The following is a 17718-nucleotide window of genomic DNA, read 5'->3' as shown; positions in this document are numbered from 1 at the left end:
AATTGGTAGGCTAAGAGGCATAAAGTGCGGTGATTTTTTCGTTTGTTTTATAATAAATTTTCGATTTCTTTTGGCATTAATTTAGGAGAGGGAATCCAAATTTGTTTGTGGCGATTTAATTCGCCTTTTTCCAGCAGGATACTGCTTTTCGGTACTTTGAAGATTTTGCTTAAGAATTTTAATAAATGAGCGTTTGCTTGCCCTTCTATCGGTGGGGCGGTGATGGTAATTTTGAGTTCTTCATTATGTATTCCAACAATTTGATCTTTGCTGGCTTTGGGTTGTAAAAAAATCTTTAGGCGAATGCCATCAGACAGTTTTTCGATTGCTGACATATTTATAACCCCTATAAAGAAAAGCCACGTAGAACGTGGCTGAAAACATGTTATTTTATGACCGCACTTTATCCGGCGATCACCCAAAGTCCCTGTAACATATCAATCATAAGATTATTGATAAATAGTAGGATAAACACAATCACCATGGGTGAAAAATCAATCATTCCAATAGTTGGTAAGATTTTTCTAACAGGCCGTAATAGTGGTTCTGACAATTGATAGAAAGCGTAGAAAGTAGGATTGTTACCACGATTAAACCAGCTTGAAATTGCTCCGATAAATAACACATAGAAAATCGTCATTCCGGTTGCTTTTAGAATGCTTAATAGGCCTAAAAGTATCATGACATCAATGGCTAATCCGAAGTAAAGCACGGATTTTAGCGCACCGAGGATAAAAATCACAAGGACAGCTGAAGTGTCAATGTTTTTGACGGTCGGCATCATTTTACGAATGGGTTTAAGTACCGGTTCTGTAATTTTTACCACAAACTGTGAAAGAGGATTGTAGTAATCCACTCTAGCCAATTGCAACCAAATACGTAAGACCAACACTAGCGCATAAAGATTGATGATTGAACCGACAAATAGTGCGGTTTGGGATAATTCCATTATAGCCATCCTTTTCGTTTAAAATAAATATATGGGGTGAGTGCTGCGGCGATCATTAAACCGATAGCCATTGGGTAACCATATTTAAAATGCAGTTCCGGCATAAACTCAAAGTTCATTCCATAAGTAGAGGCAACTAATGTTGCCGGTAAGAACATCACGGAGACTACCGAGAAAAATTTCATAATTTTATTCTGCTCAATATTAATGTAACCCATTGCTGCTTGCATAAGGAAATTTACTTTTTGGAACAAGGATTCGTTGTGCGGTTGTAGGGATTCAATATCTCGCAGGATTTCTCTCGCCTGTTCCAACTGGTTTGCCGGTAAACGGGTTTTGCGCACTAAAAAACCGAGTGCGCGTTGGGTATCCATCAGACATAGGCGCACTTTTGAACTGGTATCTTCCTGTTCTGTGAGGGTGTTTAACGCTTCATCAAACGCCTCACCTTGTGTGCCGTTTAGGATTACGCGACTTAATTCTTCTAGATCGGCGTAAACATTTTCGATGACATCGGCAAGTTGCTCAATTTTGGTTTCAAATAAATCAAGCAGCACTTCATAAGCATTGAATTCCAATAAACGCTGACTACGGGAACGCATACGATACAAACGAAATGCAGGCAGTTCTCGATCACGTAAGGTAAATAAGCGGCCATCGCGGATAGTAAATGCTACACTAGCGAGATCGGCATAGTTATTTTCATCTTCACAGTAAAAGAATGAGTGTAAGTGTAATCCGTCTTCGTCTTCAAAGAAACGGGCGGAGGCTTCGATATCTTCTAATTCCAGAAAAGAAGCGAGGCTTTGTCCTAAGCTTTCTTGTAGCATTTCACGCTCTTCGCCGGTAGGTTCGAGCAAATCAAGCCAGATTGCGCTATTGAGATCCGTTTCATTTTCGTCGATCCGAAATAAACGGGAATCGTTGATAGTAAAAGCATTGATCATTTCATACTCCTTGTGGGATTATGAACAGTTAGCCGTGAACAAAAGAATGTCAAACGAATAAAAGTGCGGTTAAAAATTGCGGTATTTTCGTTTTGTATTAAGGATGCCGAAATCGGTAAATCTACCGACGAACTCTCGCCGATAGCCATTTTGGCGTTGGGCGGGAGTCTAAAGCGATATTCGGTATCGACTATGACTGTCCAAAGTGTGTGTCCTTCTCGTTAAAAAATCGGGCGAATGTTACGCTTGAAAGGGGTATTCGTCAAGTTTTTATAGAAAATAATGGGGCGAAACGCCCCAAAAGAAATTAGCGGGTATATTGATTGATTGCCGTAACGACTTCTTGATCTTGATAGATGTTATTAACAATATCTTTGAAAGTTTCACCAAGCACTTTTTGGATTTCGTCATTGTCAGCATTAAATGCGCCGGATTGTGAACGGCTGGCGTTAAAGTCTTTGTTATATTTCCCACCGCTACCCTGTACATGCACGGTGACTTGAATTTTGCTGTTTAGATTGTAGCGTAAATTGCCCTGATCCACCTGAGTGAAAAAATCTTTTACTTCAACGGTAACGCCGGCATTTGAATTATTTACCTGCCCAATACGGAATCCCTTACTGACCAAATTTTGTTGCATCACTTGTTGGAATAGTTGTGTCACACTTGGTGAAGCATTGAGTTTTACTAATTCCCCGTTTTTTACATAGCTGGCGATATCTTGTTTTGAACGGGCATCGCTTGTGGTGACATAAACAACGGCGGATTGATTAACGTTCATCGACGCATTAGGGGCTGGAGGGGTGAACGTTAATGTATTGGATTGAGCTTGGCAGCCGGTAAGAAACACTGTTGCGGCGGCAAGGGTAACAGCAGATAATGTTTTGATTTTATTTGCGAGCTTCATAATTTCCTCAATTAAAATAAGTTGATTTGTGCTATTCTTGCAGACTTAATGACGGATGTATAGCCTTTCAGCAAAATTTTATTGGAGATAAATGATGTCAAAGCAACAAGAATTATTAGATAAAATTCACACTGAATTTCAACCGCACTTTGCGGCAGTAGAAAATGAAAGTCACATGCATAGCTCCGGTCGTGGTGCAAATTCTCATTTTAAATTAGTGATTGTGAGTGATGTTTTTGATGGTATGAGTAAGGTTAAACGCCATCAAAAATTATATCAATTATTTGCCGAGGATTTAAAAAACGGTATCCATGCCTTCGCCCTCCATCTTTATACCAAAAAAGAATGGGAAGAGCGTGGTGAAGTATTTCCCAACTCACCAAACTGTGCCGGAGTTGGCTTATAGTTTGATTGTTTTCCGTTCATAACTCTTTGTGTGTATCTTGCAAAAAGTTCACAAATTTTTCACAAAAAGTGTGGGTTAAAGTGGAATGAAACGCAGATTTTAGCTAGAATAAGTCGCTTTAATTTTTATATTTTCAATTTTTTGATGTTGTAAAAGCTCGCTTACTTTGTCAAAAAATTAAACCAATTTGAGTTTTTTATTTATGTGTCAGTAGTTAATACTTTGATGGTTTAACGTATTCTCTGTCACGCTCAAACACGAGATTGCATTTAATTTCAGTTATTTGCAATCGTATTTTTAACCTTGAAAAGTAGTGCAAACAATATGATTACAATTAAGAAAGGCTTGGATCTTCCTATTGCAGGAAAACCGGCACAAGTAATCCACAATGGCAACGTTGTGAATCAGGTTGCGATTCTTGGTGAGGAGTATGTGGGGATGCGTCCTTCTATGAAGGTACGCGAAGGTGATGTTGTCAAGAAAGGTCAAGTGCTTTTTGAAGATAAGAAAAATCCCGGTGTGGTTTTCACAGCCCCAGCAAGTGGTACTATCACAGCAATAAATCGTGGCGAAAAACGTGTATTACAATCTGTGGTCATTAACGTGGAAGGCGATGAACAAATCACTTTCGCGAAATATAATGCAGATGAGCTCAATACGCTTTCTCCTGAACAAGTAAAACAAAATCTTGTGGAATCGGGTTTATGGACCGCATTACGTACGCGTCCTTTCAGCAAAATCCCTGCGATTGAAAGCGAACCTTCTTCTATCTTTGTTAATGCGATGGATACTAATCCTCTCTCGGCTGATCCTGAAGTCGTGTTAAAAGAGCATTGGCAAGATTTTATCAATGGGTTAAGCGTATTAAGTCGTTTATTCCCAAGCAAACCGTTACATCTGTGTAAAGCCGGTGATACCAATATTCCGACTGTGGATTTATCAAATCTTCAGGTTCACGATTTTGGTGGCGTTCATCCGTCAGGTTTAGTGGGCACTCACATTCACTTTATTGATCCTGTCGGTGCACATAAAACCGTATGGCATATCAATTATCAAGATGTGATTGCTGTTGGTAAATTATTTACCACGGGTGAACTTTACGTTGATCGTGTTATTTCTCTCGCCGGTCCACAAGTGCAAAATCCACGTTTGATCCGTACAGTGATTGGTGCGAACCTTTCTCAATTAACTGAAAATGAACTCAGTGCGGGTGAAAATCGTGTCATTTCAGGTTCCGTACTTTGCGGTAATACGGCGAAAGGTGTACATGACTACTTAGGCCGTTATGCATTACAAGTTTCTGTAATTGCAGAAGGGAACAATAAAGAATTCTTTGGTTGGATTACTCCGCAACCAAATAAATATTCGATTACCCGTACTGTATTAGGTCATTTTGGCAAAAAACTCTTCAATTTCACTACCGCTGAAAATGGTGGTGAGCGTGCGATGGTGCCAATCGGTAACTATGAGCGAGTCATGCCGTTGGATATTTTACCAACTTTATTGCTACGTGATTTAATCGCCGGTGATACTGATAGTGCTCAAGCATTAGGTTGTTTAGAGTTGGATGAAGAAGATTTAGCACTTTGTTCATTCGTTTGTCCGGGCAAATATGAATATGGTTCAATCTTGCGCCAAGCTTTAGAAAAGATTGAGAAGGAAGGTTAGAAATGGGTTTAAAAAATCTTTTAGAAAAAATGGAACCCGCGTTTTTACCAGGTGGTAAATACAGCAAGCTTTATCCGATCTTTGAATCGATTTATACCTTGCTTTATACACCGGGTACAGTGACGCACAAAAACACGCATGTTCGTGATGCGTTAGACTCAAAACGTATGATGATCACAGTGTTTCTCGCACTGTTTCCTGCGATTTTCTATGGTATGTACAATGTGGGTAACCAAGCGATTCCCGCATTAAATCAATTAGGCAATTTAGAACAATTAATTGCAAACGACTGGCATTATGCGCTCGCCAATGGTTTAGGGTTAGATCTAACCTTAAATGCCGGTTGGGGAAGCAAAATGGCATTAGGGGCAATTTTCTTCCTGCCAATTTACCTAGTGGTATTCACCGTTTGTACTATTTGGGAATTATTGTTCTCTGTAGTTCGTGGCCACGAAGTGAATGAAGGGATGTTTGTTTCTACCATTCTTTTCGCTTTAATTGTTCCGCCAACATTACCTTTATGGCAAGCGGCATTAGGTATCAGTTTTGGTATCGTTGTGGCAAAAGAGATCTTCGGTGGTGTAGGGCGTAACTTTATGAACCCGGCACTTGCAGGTCGCGCCTTCTTGTTCTTTGCCTACCCGGCACAAATTTCCGGTGATACGGTATGGACAGCAGCAGATGGCTTCTCCGGTGCGACCGCACTTTCACAATGGTCACAAGCAGGTCAGGGTGCATTACAGCATACTGTAACCGGTCAGCCAATCTCTTGGATGGATGCGTTTATTGGTAACCTTCCGGGTTCTATGGGTGAGGTTTCAACCTTAGCGATTTTAATCGGTGGGGCAATTATAGTTTTCACCCGTATCGCTTCATGGCGTATTATCGCCGGGGTAATGCTCGGTATGATTGCAACCTCAACATTATTTAACCTCATTGGTTCTGAAACCAATCATATGTTCTCAATGCCTTGGCACTGGCATCTTGTTTTAGGTGGTTTTGCTCTAGGTATGGTGTTCATGGCAACGGATCCTGTTTCAGCCTCGTTCACCAATACAGGTAAATGGTGGTATGGTGCGTTAATCGGTGTTATGGCCGTGTTAATTCGTACTGTAAACCCGGCTTATCCGGAAGGAATGATGTTAGCAATTTTATTTGCAAACTTGTTTGCACCAATTTTTGACTACATCGTTGTTCAAGCAAATATCAAACGTCGGAGAGCAAGAACAAATGGCTAAGTTTAATAAAGACAGTGTTGGCGGCACAATTCTTGTTGTGTTGTTACTGAGTTTAGTTTGTTCCATTATTGTTGCTGGTTCCGCTGTGGTGTTAAAACCTGCACAAGAAGAGCAAAAATTACTCGACAAGCAAAAAAATATCCTCAATGTTGCAGGACTTTTACAAGAAAAAACGAATGTAAAAGAAACCTATGCAAAATTTATTGAACCACGTTTTGTTGATTTAGCAACAGGTGACTATGTTCAACAAGCTGATGATTCGCAAGAAGCGATTCCTGCAGAACAGGATAAAGCGAGAATCCGTACTCGTGGGAAAACTGCAGAAATTTATCTTGTTAAAGATGAACAAGGTCAAACTCAGCAAGTGATTTTACCTATTTACGGCACCGGATTATGGTCTGTTATGTATGGTTTGGTTTCTGTTCAACCGGATGGCAATACGGTGAACGGTATCACCTATTATCAACATGGCGAAACTCCAGGGTTGGGTGGTGAGATTGAAAACCCAAATTGGGCCGGTTTATTTAAAGGTAAAAAACTTTTCAATGAACAGCATCAACCGGCTATTCATATTGTGAAAGGTCAGGCACCGAAAGATGATCATAGCGTTGACGGTTTATCCGGAGCGACCTTAACCGCTAACGGTGTTCAAGGTACTTTTGATTACTGGTTCAGTGAAAATGGCTTTAGTAAATATCTTGAAAAACTTCAAGCAGGAGCGAACTAATGTCTGGAAAAACAAATTTAAAAGATCTGTTATTAGCTCCTATTGCTAAAAACAATCCAATTGCGTTGCAAATCCTTGGGATCTGTTCTGCATTAGCGGTAACAACGAAATTAGAAACTGCATTTGTTATGGCTATTGCGGTAACTTTAGTAACCGGGTTATCAAACTTCTTTGTTTCTTTAATCCGTCACTATATTCCTAACAGTATTCGTATTATCGTACAACTTGCGATTATTGCTTCATTGGTAATTGTTGTTGACCAAGTATTAAAAGCTTATGCTTACGGTTTATCTAAGCAGCTTTCAGTATTCGTTGGGTTGATTATTACGAACTGTATTGTAATGGGTCGTGCAGAGGCCTTCGCAATGAAATCCCCTCCGCTTGAAAGTTTCGTGGACGGTATTGGTAACGGTTTAGGTTATGGCGCAATGCTAATCATTGTTGCGTTCTTCCGTGAACTTATCGGCTCAGGTAAATTATTCGGTATAACCATTCTTGAAACAATTCAAAATGGTGGTTGGTACCAAGCAAACGGTTTATTCCTACTTGCACCAAGTGCATTCTTTATCATCGGATTTGTCATCTGGGGATTAAGAACTTGGAAACCGGAGCAACAGGAGAAATAATCAATGGAACATTATATTAGCCTATTTGTGAAGGCCGTCTTCATTGAAAATATGGCACTGTCCTTTTTCTTGGGAATGTGTACATTCTTGGCGGTATCAAAAAAGGTTTCTACGGCTTTTGGTTTAGGGATTGCAGTAACCTTCGTGTTGGGCGTTGCGGTACCGGTTAACCAGTTAATTTACGCTAACATACTAAAAGAAAATGCGTTAATTGAAGGTGTGGATTTATCATTCTTAAACTTCATCACTTTTATCGGTGTGATTGCAGGTTTAGTACAAATCCTTGAGATGGTATTAGATAAATTTATGCCGTCTCTTTATAATGCATTAGGGATCTTCTTACCGCTTATCGCAGTAAACTGTGCGATTTTCGGTGGCGTATCCTTTATGGTTCAACGTGATTACAATTTCCCTGAGTCTATCGTATATGGTTTTGGTTCCGGTTTAGGTTGGATGCTTGCCATCGTTGCCCTTGCTGGTTTAACGGAAAAAATGAAATATGCGGATATTCCGGGTGGTTTGAAAGGCTTAGGCATTACTTTCATCACCGTTGGTTTGATGGCGTTGGGCTTTATGTCCTTCTCCGGTATTCAATTATAAGGAGTGTAATCAATGAGTGATTCAGTAATTCTTGCACTCGGTATTGCTGCATTTACGGTTATCGTATTGGTATTAGTAGCAATCATCTTATTTGCGAAATCAAAACTCGTAGATTCCGGGGATATTACAATCGGCATTAATGATGATCCTGAAAAGGCGATCACCTTACCGGCCGGTGGCAAATTATTAGGTGCGTTAGCAAGTAAGGGTATCTTCGTATCTTCCGCTTGTGGTGGCGGTGGCTCTTGCGGCCAATGTATTGTGAAAGTGAAAAGCGGTGGTGGCGAAATTCTTCCTACCGAGCTTTCTCACATCAACAAACGTGAAGCCAAAGAAGGTTATCGTTTGGCTTGCCAAGTGAATGTGAAAGGCAATATGGAAGTTGAACTTCCGGAAGAAATCTTCGGTGTGAAAAAATGGGAATGTACCGTTATTTCTAACGATAACAAAGCGACATTCATCAAAGAGCTTAAATTGGCGATTCCTGAAGGTGAAGAAGTACCATTCCGTGCCGGTGGTTATATCCAAATCGAAGCAGAGCCTCATACGGTTTACTATAAAGACTTCGATATTCCGGAAGAATATCACGAGGATTGGGATAAATACGATTTATGGCGTTATGTGTCTAAAGTGGATGAGCATATCATTCGTGCTTATTCCATGGCTTCCTATCCGGAAGAAAAAGGCATCATTATGCTTAACGTACGTATTGCAACGCCTCCTCCGCGTCAACCGGATGCCCCTCCGGGTCAAATGTCTTCTTACATTTGGTCATTAAAAGAAGGTGATAAAGTGACAATTTCCGGTCCATTCGGTGAATTCTTTGCAAAAGACACCGATGCGGAAATGGTCTTCATCGGTGGTGGTGCGGGTATGGCACCAATGCGTTCACACATTTTTGACCAGTTAAAACGTTTACATTCTAAACGCAAAATCTCATTCTGGTATGGTGCACGTTCTAAACGTGAAATGTTCTATGTAGAAGATTTTGATACGCTTCAAGCGGAAAATCCAAACTTCAAATGGCATGTGGCTCTTTCTGATCCATTGCCGGAAGATAATTGGGATGGCTATACCGGCTTCATTCACAATGTACTTTATGAAAACTATCTGAAAAATCATGAAGCACCAGAAGATTGTGAATACTATATGTGTGGACCTCCGGTAATGAACGCAGCGGTAATCAAAATGTTGAAAGACCTCGGCGTTGAAGACGAAAACATCTTGTTAGATGACTTCGGTGGATGATTTAATGAGTTAAAACACCATGAAAATTGACCGCACTTTGTGATGAAGTGCGGTCAAAATTTAAAGCGTTTTTTAGGGGCGTATGGCATACGCCCTTGTTGCTATTCAGATTACAGCAAGCTGATTGAAAAGTCAGTTTGCCTATATTCACCTCATTAGGAAAAATAAATGAAGAAAATATTGAGTGGACTACTTGCCGTTGTTTTCGCTTGCTCACTGGCGGCCTGTAAGAAAGAGGCCGAAGTGATCTCATTAAGTGGTAAAACCATGGGCACAACCTATCATGTAAAATATATTGATGATAGTGCTGTGAGTGAAAGTTCACAAAAGACCCATGAACAGATTGATAGCATTTTAAAAGACGTCAATGCCAAAATGTCCACTTATATTAAGGATTCGGAATTGAGCCGTTTTAACCAAAATACTCAAGTCAACACGCCTATTGAAATTTCAGCAGATTTTGCGAAAGTGTTGGCCGAAGCTATTCGGCTCCATCAAATCACTGAAGGGGCGCTTGATGTGACTGTTGGACCGGTTGTGAATTTATGGGGATTTGGTCCTGAAAAACGCCCGGAACGCCAACCGACACCGGAACAACTTGCAGAGCGTCAATCTTGGGTAGGGCTTGATAAAATTACCCTTGATATGAGTGGTCAAACCCCAACATTAAGCAAATCTGTGCCACAAGTTTATATCGACCTTTCTTCTATTGCGAAGGGTTTTGGGGTGGATCAAGTGGCAGAGAAATTGGAACAGCTTAATGTACAAAACTATATGGTGGAAATTGGGGGCGAAATTCGAGCCAAAGGAAAAAACGCGGAAGGAAAACCTTGGCAAATCGCCATTGAAAAGCCTAATATAACGGGAGAAAGAGCGGTTGAAAATGTGATTGGTTTAAATAATATGGCAATGGCAACCTCCGGCGATTACCGTATTTATTTTGAAGAAAACGGCAAACGTTTCGCCCATGAAATTGATCCGAAAACAGGTTACCCGATTCAACATCATCTTGCCTCCATCACGGTGTTTACTCCAACAACCATGACTGCGGACGGTCTATCAACGGGTTTATTTGTACTCGGGGAAGAAAAAGCCCTTGAAGTGGCGGAGAAAAATGATCTTGCGGTCTATTTAATCATCAAAACCGAAAATGGCTTTGAAACAAAAATGTCATCCGCATTTAAAAAATTGATGGAAACAAAGGAATAATCATGCAAACGTTATTTTTTACCCTCATCGCCTTTGTGGCGATTATTTTACTGATGTCGATTGGCTTTATTATCAAAAAACAGAGCCTAAAAGGCAGCTGTGGTGGCTTGTCCACATTGGGAATTGCCAAAGCCTGTGATTGTGATAAACCTTGCGATACACTTCAATCAAAACTTGATGCAGGTGATGAACAAGCCAAAGCGGAATACGAACAAAAATTTGCGAAGAAAAATGATGATACATCGTTTTATGAAGTGAAATAAATTTCGTTGAATTTTGACCGCACTTTTTATCGGATAGCTGAAAGAAACAGGCTTATTTCGCCGATTTTTAACAATAACCAATGTGCTTCGCCTTAACCGAAGTTACGGGAGAATTTATGTTAATTTCAAAAACTTACAATCAATATTTCCCTCAACTCACATCAGAACAACTTGCCGAAAATAGTAAGAAACAAGTGATTTGTGGAATGTCCGGTGGGGTGGATTCTTCTGTTTCTGCCTTTATTCTTCAGCAACAGGGCTACCAAGTGGAAGGCTTGTTTATGAAAAACTGGGAAGAGGATGATGATACGGATTATTGCACGGCAGCAGCGGATCTTGCCGATGCGCAAGCAGTGTGTGACAAACTTGGCATTAAACTGCATAAAATTAATTTTGCTGCTGAGTATTGGGATAATGTCTTTGAGCATTTTTTAACGGAATACAAAGCAGGGCGAACACCAAATCCGGATATTTTGTGTAATAAAGAAATTAAATTTAAAGCTTTTTTAGAGTATGCGGCAGAAGATCTCGGCGCTAATTATATCGCCACCGGGCATTATGTTCGTCGCTCAGGTGATGACAATCAAGCCAAATTATTACGTGGTTTGGATGCCAATAAAGATCAAAGCTATTTTTTATATACCCTAAGCCATCAGCAAGTGGGGCAAAGCCTTTTCCCGGTGGGGGAAATTGAAAAGCCGATTGTGCGTGCAATTGCCGAAGAGCTAGGTTTGATCACGGCAAAAAAGAAAGATTCAACGGGAATCTGCTTTATTGGTGAACGTAAATTCAAAGATTTTTTAGCCCGTTATTTACCGGCACAACCAGGAGATATTCGTACGGTGGATGGAGAGGTGATTGGTCGCCATGAGGGCTTAATGTACCACACCTTGGGACAGCGTAAAGGCTTGGGTATTGGCGGATTGAAAAATGCCGGTGACGAAGCTTGGTATGTGGTGGATAAAAATGTGGAAAATAACGAACTCATTGTGGCGCAAGGTCATGATCATCCACGTTTATTTTCCAAAGGATTAATCGCTAAACAGCTTCATTGGGTAGATCGTCAAACGATTCAAGATCCCTTATGTTGCACAGTGAAAACCCGCTATCGTCAAGCGGATATTCCTTGTGTAATAGAGCCTATTGATAATGACACTATCCGTGTTGTTTTTGATGAACCTCAAGCTGCCGTGACCCCCGGACAATCTGCCGTATTTTATCTGGACGAGATTTGTTTAGGCGGGGGCATTATTGAAGAACGGATATAGTTTTTCTTTCAAATGCGGTAAAAATATTGATATTACATAGCAGTTATACAAACCTGAGTCTGTTTATTGAATAGTAATCCCCTCGCCCGTTCACGGGAGAGGGGGGAGAAAATCCGTAGGATTTTCGGAGGGAGAGGGGGAACAACAAAATTTATTGCAAAGATAACTACATTTCCCCTCTCTCTGACGAAAATTGCCGAACGCAATTTCCGTCGTCTCTCTCCCGCAAGCGGGCGAGAGGATTTATATTAAACAAGGGAAATCACCTTATCTTTCATTGAAATAACTATCTCGAGCATTTGCTACATAACGCCGGAAAATATCGGTGTTTTTCACTGCACTTTTACTCGTCAATATCTACTAATTTGAAATAATCATCATTTTTTGATAGAATTCGCCCGTTATTTAGAAATAATCTCACAATGCCTACTGAGTATTTCTACCAAAATCGCACTTCTATGTGCTGTCATTGTAGTGGTTCCACTACACACTTTTTTGCCTAATGGCAACGTTTTGAATAAATCGAATTTTTAATTAATAGACTTCATTTTAAGGGGAAAGGTTTGTCTTTATCTCAATTTATGGAAAAGCGAACGTCATTTAATCCTTTTGTGATTGGATTAACGCTGTTTTTTGTTTTATTACTGGTGGCGATGATTTTAATCGCACCGGCTCAAACTCAAGCATTATTAAACCAAGCGAAAGCCGGTATCTTTGCAAATTTTAGCTGGTTTTATGTATTGGTATTCTCCGTTTTTTTAGGCTTTTTACTGATTTTATCCGTAAGTAGTTTGGGGAACATTAAACTTGGTAGTGATGAGGAAGAACCTGAATTTAGTTTCCTCTCTTGGCTTGCCATGTTGTTTGCTGCCGGCATGGGCGTGGGGTTAATGTTCTTTGGTGTTGCTGAGCCATTAACCCACTATCTTTCAGAAATAACCAGCGGTGCGGCGGAACATCGACAGCAAGAGGCATTATTACATACTTTATTTCACTGGGGGATTCATGCTTGGGCGGTATATGGCACGATTGCATTAGCTTTGGCTTATTTTGGTTTCCGTTATAAATTGCCGTTAGCATTACGCTCTTGTTTTTATCCGTTGTTGAAAGATCGCATCAATGGAAAAGTAGGAGATCTCATCGATATTGTGGCATTGCTTGCCACCTTATTCGGTATTATTACTACGCTAGGTTTTGGTGCTTCTCAATTAGGTGCAGGTTTGCATCAAATGGGATGGGTGAGTGAAAATACTTTTACATTACAAATTATTGTGATTGCTGTGGTAATGAGTCTAGCGGTTTTTTCTGCTATCTCAGGCGTAGGGAAAGGGGTAAAAATGCTTAGTGAATTGAATTTAACATTGGCATTTTTATTACTCATTTTTGTGTTAGTTACCGGGCCAACGCTTTATTTACTCTCGGCATTTAGCGATAACATTGGCAGCTATCTTAGTAATTTAGTACAACTTAGTTTTAAAACCTATGTGTATGAGCAAGAACATACCGAATGGTTTAGTGGTTGGACGGTGCTTTATTGGGCGTGGTGGTGTTCATGGGCACCCTTTGTCGGGCTATTTATCGCCCGCATTTCCAAAGGGCGTACTATCCGTGAATTTATTTTTGGTGTATTAGTCATCCCAAGTTTATTTGGTATCCTCTGGTTTACAGTATTTGGTAATACCGCTATCTGGTTAAATGATGGTGAGGCTGCCGGTGTACTGGGACAAATGATTTCATCACCGGAAACTTTATTGTTTAAGTTCCTTGATTATTTGCCATTACCTACTATGAGCGGTTTGGTAAGTTTGATCGTTATTTCTCTATTTTTTATCACTTCGGCGGATTCGGGAATTTATGTTTTGAACAATATTGCTTCTCGTGATAAAAGCCTTGTATCACCTAACTGGCAAACCGTGATGTGGGGTGTATTGATGTCCATAGTAGCAGTTGTATTAATGCAATCAGGTGGTTTAGCAAACTTGCAGGCTATGACATTAATGGTGGCATTACCTTTTGCCGTATTGATGTTAGTGATGTGTTTTAGTCTATGGAAAGGGTTAAATGCAGATAAAAAATACTTTACAACAAAGGTGAATCCGACCAGTATTTTATGGACGGGTGAAAAATGGAAAGAACGTTTGGAACAAATGATGAACCAAACACAGGAAAAAGATATTTTACGTTTCTTAAAATACACAGCGTTGCCGGCAATGCGTGAATTGCGCCAAGAACTTATCGGTAAATATAATTTAAACGTACAAGTTAATACCTTATTTGAGCAGGAAGAACCCGCAGTAGAATTAGTCATTCAAAAAGAATTGATGCGTGATTTTATGTATGGGATTAAATCCGTCGGACATGAGGTTTCCGAACAGCTAATTAACGATGAAAATCTTCCACATATTCAACATGGAACGAGTTATCAGCCTTATACGTATTTTTTTGATGGGCGTGTTGGTTATGATGTGCAATATATGGATCAAGATGAATTGATAGCCGACATATTGAGACAATACGAGCGTTATCTCACTTTACTTGATGATGTCGGTCAGGAATTAATGGCACATGAACAAGTAGAATTAGCTGAGTAATTTTTATTAGTATCAAAAAGTGCGGTCAAAAATGACCGCACTTTTTTAATATGCCGCTTAGGATAAATATAAAAAACTCACTTTATGTTAAGTTAATTAATTTTGGAATGTAGTACTTTTTTAGTATTTGGTAAAAAATCATGATAAAAAATGAGATATTCCTTAAATAATTTTAACGACTATATTTTAAAAATAAGGTATATTGCGTGGACTTTTAATGTAGTAGCAATAGAAATTATTATTTAATGATATGGAAATTAGTGGGGAAATCTCTTATGTCTAGTTGGTCAGAAGGCTATGTTAGCGATATAAATTACACATTTGGTTATTATTCGGAGCTCAATCCTAATAATGCCATTATTCCTTTTTTAATGGCAGGGATTGCACTACCGGAATCAATTTTAACTTCTCAATATCATGCTTGTGAGCTTGGGTTTGGGCAAGGTATATCGATGAATGTACATGCGACAGCCGGTCATGCTAAATGGTATGCTACGGATTTTAATCCATCTCAAGCCAATTTTGCCAGTTATCTTTCTGAGGTGGCGAATAATGGTGCATTAATCGCAGATCAAGGTTTTAATGAATTTTGTAAGCGTGATGATTTACCTGAATTTGATTTTATCGGTTTACATGGTATTTGGTCTTGGATTTCTGATGAAAACCGTGCCATTGTGGTGGATTTTATTCGTCGTAAACTAAAAGTCGGCGGCATCTTATATATCAGTTACAATACGTTGCCGGGATGGTCTGCGCCATCGCCACTGCGCCATTTATTGCTTCAACATCATAATACAATGACCGCACATTCCAATAGTCGCCAACAAAATATTAAGGATAGTATAGAATTTGTTGGTAAAGTATTTGCTCAAAGCACTAATCTAACACAAAAATCACCGGAATTACTCTCTCGGGTCGAGCAACTTAAAAACAAAGATCCACATTATGTTGCTCACGAATATTTAAATAAAGACTGGCAACCGATGTATTTTGCCGATATGCAAAAATGGTTGGAATCCGCCAAATTGACTTTCGCTTGCTCTAGTAATTATTTAGACGATTTTAATGAAACGCTATATAACCAAGAGCAACGTGAATTAATCGCAAGTTTTAGTGATCCGTCATTTGCTCAAACCGTTAAAGACTTTATTTTAAATAAACAATTCCGCAAGGATTTTTGGATAAAAGGTGCGCGTCGATTAAATAGCTATGAACAAAGAGAAGCATGGAAAAAATTGCGTGTCTTGTTACATACCCCTCGTAAACAAATTGAAATGAAAGCTTCAGGTCATTTGAGTGTTGATTTGAACGTAGATTTATTTAATCCGATATTGGATATACTGCAGGATCATAAAATCCACTTGGTTAAGGATATCGTTGAAACATTAAAAGGTCGCTTTAATGAAGCGGATATTTTTACTGTTTTAGCTATTCTTGTCGGTAAAAATAATTTGGCGGTGGCACAATCGGAAGAGACAATTGAGCAAGCGCGCCCACATTGCATGGCATTTAATCGCTATGTTTTGGAGCAATCCCGTTCTTCGCAATTCAGTATTAACTATCTTGCTAGTCCAGTTACCGGCGGTGCATACAATCTTGATATGATACAGCGTTGGTTTTTACTTGCCCATATTGATGGGTTTACGAAGAAAAAACAATTGGATTTTGCCTGGAGTTTATTAAAAGAAAATGGTCTATTTATGGTTGAAGACGGGAAAACTTTGGAAAAGGACGAAGAAGGAAAAGCCGCAATGGAAAGAATCTACAATAAATTTGTAGAAAATCAATTGCCACAGTTAGAATGTTTAGGAATTATCTAAACTGACTGAAAATGCTATTAATAGCTTAATATTTTTTATTAAGGATAAAATAAAGCCCGATCTTATTGAAAGGTATCGGGCTTTAAATATATTTCTAGTATAGAAACATTTTATGAGTATTAAATCGGCACCAAAAGGTGCCGATATTTATATAAAGTGCGGTCAAAAATTAATTATTTTTCCGCTTTATCCGATGCCTCTTTTTTAAAGCCGGATTCTACATTACTCATGTCAGGTAGCTGGTGAGCAATACCTTTATGACAATCAATACAGGTTTTTCCTTCTGTTTTGATTTTTTCGTGCATTTTCGCCGCAACAGAGCGTTGTGCATTGAAATTCATTCGATCTACATTATGACAATTACGACATTCTTGAGAATCATTGGCTTTCATTCTTGCCCATTCTCTTTCAGCCATTTCCAAACGATGCTGATTAAATTTCTCCAATGTATCCACTTTACCAGTGTAATGGGCATAGACCTCTTTTGCGGCAATGATTTTGCGTTTCATCTTCGGCCCAAATTCGTGTGGTACATGGCAATCCGGACAGCTCGCGCCTACACCCGTACGGGTTTGGTAATGTACGCTGTGAAGATATTCCGGATAGGCGTCATTCATATGGCAGCTTGCACAGAATTTTTCAGTATTCGTTTGCTCTAAGCCGTAATTAAAACCTACCCAAGATAAAATACCGCCGATAAAAGCAAGAGTAATGATTGTTCCCACGGCTAGACGGCTTGGTTTACGAAACCAACGCCAAAAGCGCACGATGAAATTTGGTTTTTTCTCTGACATAATCCTTCCTTATTAGTTACCGTAACCTTTCATCGGTTTGAAATCATTTGGTACGATAGGATCGACATTTGATTGAGAAACATGGCATTGTAAACAAAAATAACGGCGTGGTGATGAGCTTGAACCAATGTTTCCATCACGATCCATAAAGTGTGTCGGGCTGATTCGGGTTGCTCCACTTAAACGTGAATTTTCCGGGCTGTGGCAGTTTAAGCATTGATTCACATTTTTGGTCACCTGATAATTAGCCACACTGTGTGGCACCATTGGTGGTTGGTTCACATAATTTAATGCCGGTAACTCCGTTTCACGCGGTGCAGTGTGGAATGCCGGTGCAATATTTTCCGGCGATTGAGTTAGGTCTTTACCGATAGGTTGGACATCGTTCGCCATTAAGTAACCGGCAAAAAGTGCGGTCATGAATCCCACTAAAATTTTAGATACCTGATTGGTCATA

The 17718-nt window shown here is 39.6% G+C and carries 19 protein-coding genes; 13 read left to right on the top strand and 6 right to left on the bottom strand.

All coding sequences use genetic code 11. The features are described 5' to 3' along the window. Positions 1 to 47: 47 nt before the first annotated feature. The 3 genes from yggU to corA form a co-directional block, all read right to left on the bottom strand. Positions 48 to 335 (bottom strand): DUF167 family protein YggU, encoded by a 288-nt coding sequence (gene yggU, locus BKG94_RS02800; RefSeq protein ID WP_077433977.1) that lies wholly within the window; start codon positions 333 to 335, stop codon positions 48 to 50. Positions 336 to 403: 68 nt separating this feature from the next. After that, positions 404 to 949 carry a YggT family protein gene (locus tag BKG94_RS02795; RefSeq protein WP_077433975.1) on the bottom strand — a complete coding sequence of 182 codons (546 nt, stop codon included), beginning with the start codon at positions 947 to 949 and terminating at the stop codon, positions 404 to 406. Next, positions 949 to 1896 (bottom strand): magnesium/cobalt transporter CorA, encoded by a 948-nt coding sequence (corA, locus tag BKG94_RS02790; protein ID WP_077433973.1) that lies wholly within the window; start codon positions 1894 to 1896, stop codon positions 949 to 951. Before corA ends, BKG94_RS02795 begins: the two co-directional genes overlap by 1 nt. 63 nt (positions 1897 to 1959) lie before the next feature. On the opposite strand from corA, the gene BKG94_RS09955 reads away from it, so the two are divergent. Beyond that, entirely contained in the window at positions 1960 to 2121 is a 162-nt protein-coding gene (locus tag BKG94_RS09955) for a hypothetical protein (protein ID WP_158074636.1), read from the top strand. An 82-nt stretch (positions 2122 to 2203) separates the two neighbouring features. On the opposite strand, the gene BKG94_RS02785 is transcribed toward BKG94_RS09955, so the two are convergent. Then, entirely contained in the window at positions 2204 to 2803 is a 600-nt protein-coding gene (locus BKG94_RS02785; RefSeq protein ID WP_077433971.1) for a YajG family lipoprotein, read from the bottom strand. Positions 2804 to 2897: 94 nt separating this feature from the next. Between BKG94_RS02785 and BKG94_RS02780 the strand changes: the two genes are divergently transcribed. The 12 genes from BKG94_RS02780 (at position 2898) to BKG94_RS02725 (ending at position 16467) form a co-directional block, all read left to right on the top strand. Beyond that, entirely contained in the window at positions 2898 to 3209 is a 312-nt protein-coding gene (locus tag BKG94_RS02780) for a BolA family protein (RefSeq protein WP_077433969.1), read from the top strand. 324 nt (positions 3210 to 3533) lie between these two features. Next, the gene (locus tag BKG94_RS02775) at positions 3534 to 4877 is read left to right on the top strand and encodes a Na(+)-translocating NADH-quinone reductase subunit A (RefSeq protein ID WP_077433967.1); all 1344 of its coding nucleotides are present in this window, start codon (positions 3534 to 3536) and stop codon (positions 4875 to 4877) included. A 2-nt stretch (positions 4878 to 4879) separates the two neighbouring features. After that, positions 4880 to 6115 (top strand): NADH:ubiquinone reductase (Na(+)-transporting) subunit B, encoded by a 1236-nt coding sequence (locus BKG94_RS02770; protein ID WP_077433965.1) that lies wholly within the window; start codon positions 4880 to 4882, stop codon positions 6113 to 6115. Beyond that, complete coding sequence (locus BKG94_RS02765) at positions 6108 to 6842, top strand: Na(+)-translocating NADH-quinone reductase subunit C (protein WP_077433963.1); 735 nt, start codon at positions 6108 to 6110, stop codon at positions 6840 to 6842. The genes BKG94_RS02770 and BKG94_RS02765 overlap by 8 nt, the downstream gene beginning before the upstream one ends. Continuing rightward, complete coding sequence (locus BKG94_RS02760) at positions 6842 to 7468, top strand: NADH:ubiquinone reductase (Na(+)-transporting) subunit D (protein WP_077433961.1); 627 nt, start codon at positions 6842 to 6844, stop codon at positions 7466 to 7468. Before BKG94_RS02765 ends, BKG94_RS02760 begins: the two co-directional genes overlap by 1 nt. A gap of 3 nt (positions 7469 to 7471) precedes the next feature. After that, positions 7472 to 8068, top strand: a complete 597-nt coding sequence (gene nqrE, locus BKG94_RS02755; protein WP_018356313.1) for an NADH:ubiquinone reductase (Na(+)-transporting) subunit E — start codon at positions 7472 to 7474, stop codon at positions 8066 to 8068. A 12-nt stretch (positions 8069 to 8080) separates the two neighbouring features. After that, positions 8081 to 9316 carry an NADH:ubiquinone reductase (Na(+)-transporting) subunit F gene (nqrF, locus tag BKG94_RS02750; RefSeq protein ID WP_077433959.1) on the top strand — a complete coding sequence of 412 codons (1236 nt, stop codon included), beginning with the start codon at positions 8081 to 8083 and terminating at the stop codon, positions 9314 to 9316. A 168-nt stretch (positions 9317 to 9484) separates the two neighbouring features. Then, positions 9485 to 10525: an FAD:protein FMN transferase gene (locus BKG94_RS02745; RefSeq protein WP_077433957.1), complete on the top strand. Its 1041-nt coding sequence runs from the start codon at positions 9485 to 9487 to the stop codon at positions 10523 to 10525. A 2-nt stretch (positions 10526 to 10527) separates the two neighbouring features. Further along, on the top strand, positions 10528 to 10788 hold the full coding sequence (gene nqrM, locus BKG94_RS02740) for a (Na+)-NQR maturation NqrM (RefSeq protein ID WP_077433955.1): 261 nt from the start codon (positions 10528 to 10530) through the stop codon (positions 10786 to 10788). Positions 10789 to 10904: 116 nt separating this feature from the next. Continuing rightward, positions 10905 to 12056: a tRNA 2-thiouridine(34) synthase MnmA gene (gene mnmA, locus BKG94_RS02735; protein ID WP_077433953.1), complete on the top strand. Its 1152-nt coding sequence runs from the start codon at positions 10905 to 10907 to the stop codon at positions 12054 to 12056. A 563-nt stretch (positions 12057 to 12619) separates the two neighbouring features. Next, a complete protein-coding gene (locus tag BKG94_RS02730; protein WP_077433951.1) occupies positions 12620 to 14647 on the top strand; it encodes a BCCT family transporter in 2028 nt (675 codons plus the stop codon). A gap of 275 nt (positions 14648 to 14922) precedes the next feature. Continuing rightward, positions 14923 to 16467 carry a methyltransferase regulatory domain-containing protein gene (locus BKG94_RS02725; RefSeq protein ID WP_158074635.1) on the top strand — a complete coding sequence of 515 codons (1545 nt, stop codon included), beginning with the start codon at positions 14923 to 14925 and terminating at the stop codon, positions 16465 to 16467. A gap of 173 nt (positions 16468 to 16640) precedes the next feature. Here the strand turns inward: BKG94_RS02725 and BKG94_RS02720 are convergent, their stop codons facing one another. Together BKG94_RS02720 and BKG94_RS02715 are read right to left on the bottom strand one after the other, a co-directional pair. Beyond that, positions 16641 to 17261, bottom strand: a complete 621-nt coding sequence (locus tag BKG94_RS02720; protein WP_077433947.1) for a cytochrome c3 family protein — start codon at positions 17259 to 17261, stop codon at positions 16641 to 16643. 12 nt (positions 17262 to 17273) lie between these two features. Continuing rightward, complete coding sequence (locus BKG94_RS02715; protein ID WP_077433945.1) at positions 17274 to 17717, bottom strand: nitrate reductase cytochrome c-type subunit; 444 nt, start codon at positions 17715 to 17717, stop codon at positions 17274 to 17276. Position 17718: the final 1 nt, after the last annotated feature.

Source organism: Rodentibacter ratti (assembly GCF_002000485.1).
Lineage (GTDB): Bacteria > Pseudomonadota > Gammaproteobacteria > Enterobacterales > Pasteurellaceae > Rodentibacter > Rodentibacter ratti.
The sequence above is the reverse complement of the archived record's forward strand: the minus strand, read 5'-3'. Positions and strand labels throughout refer to the sequence as shown.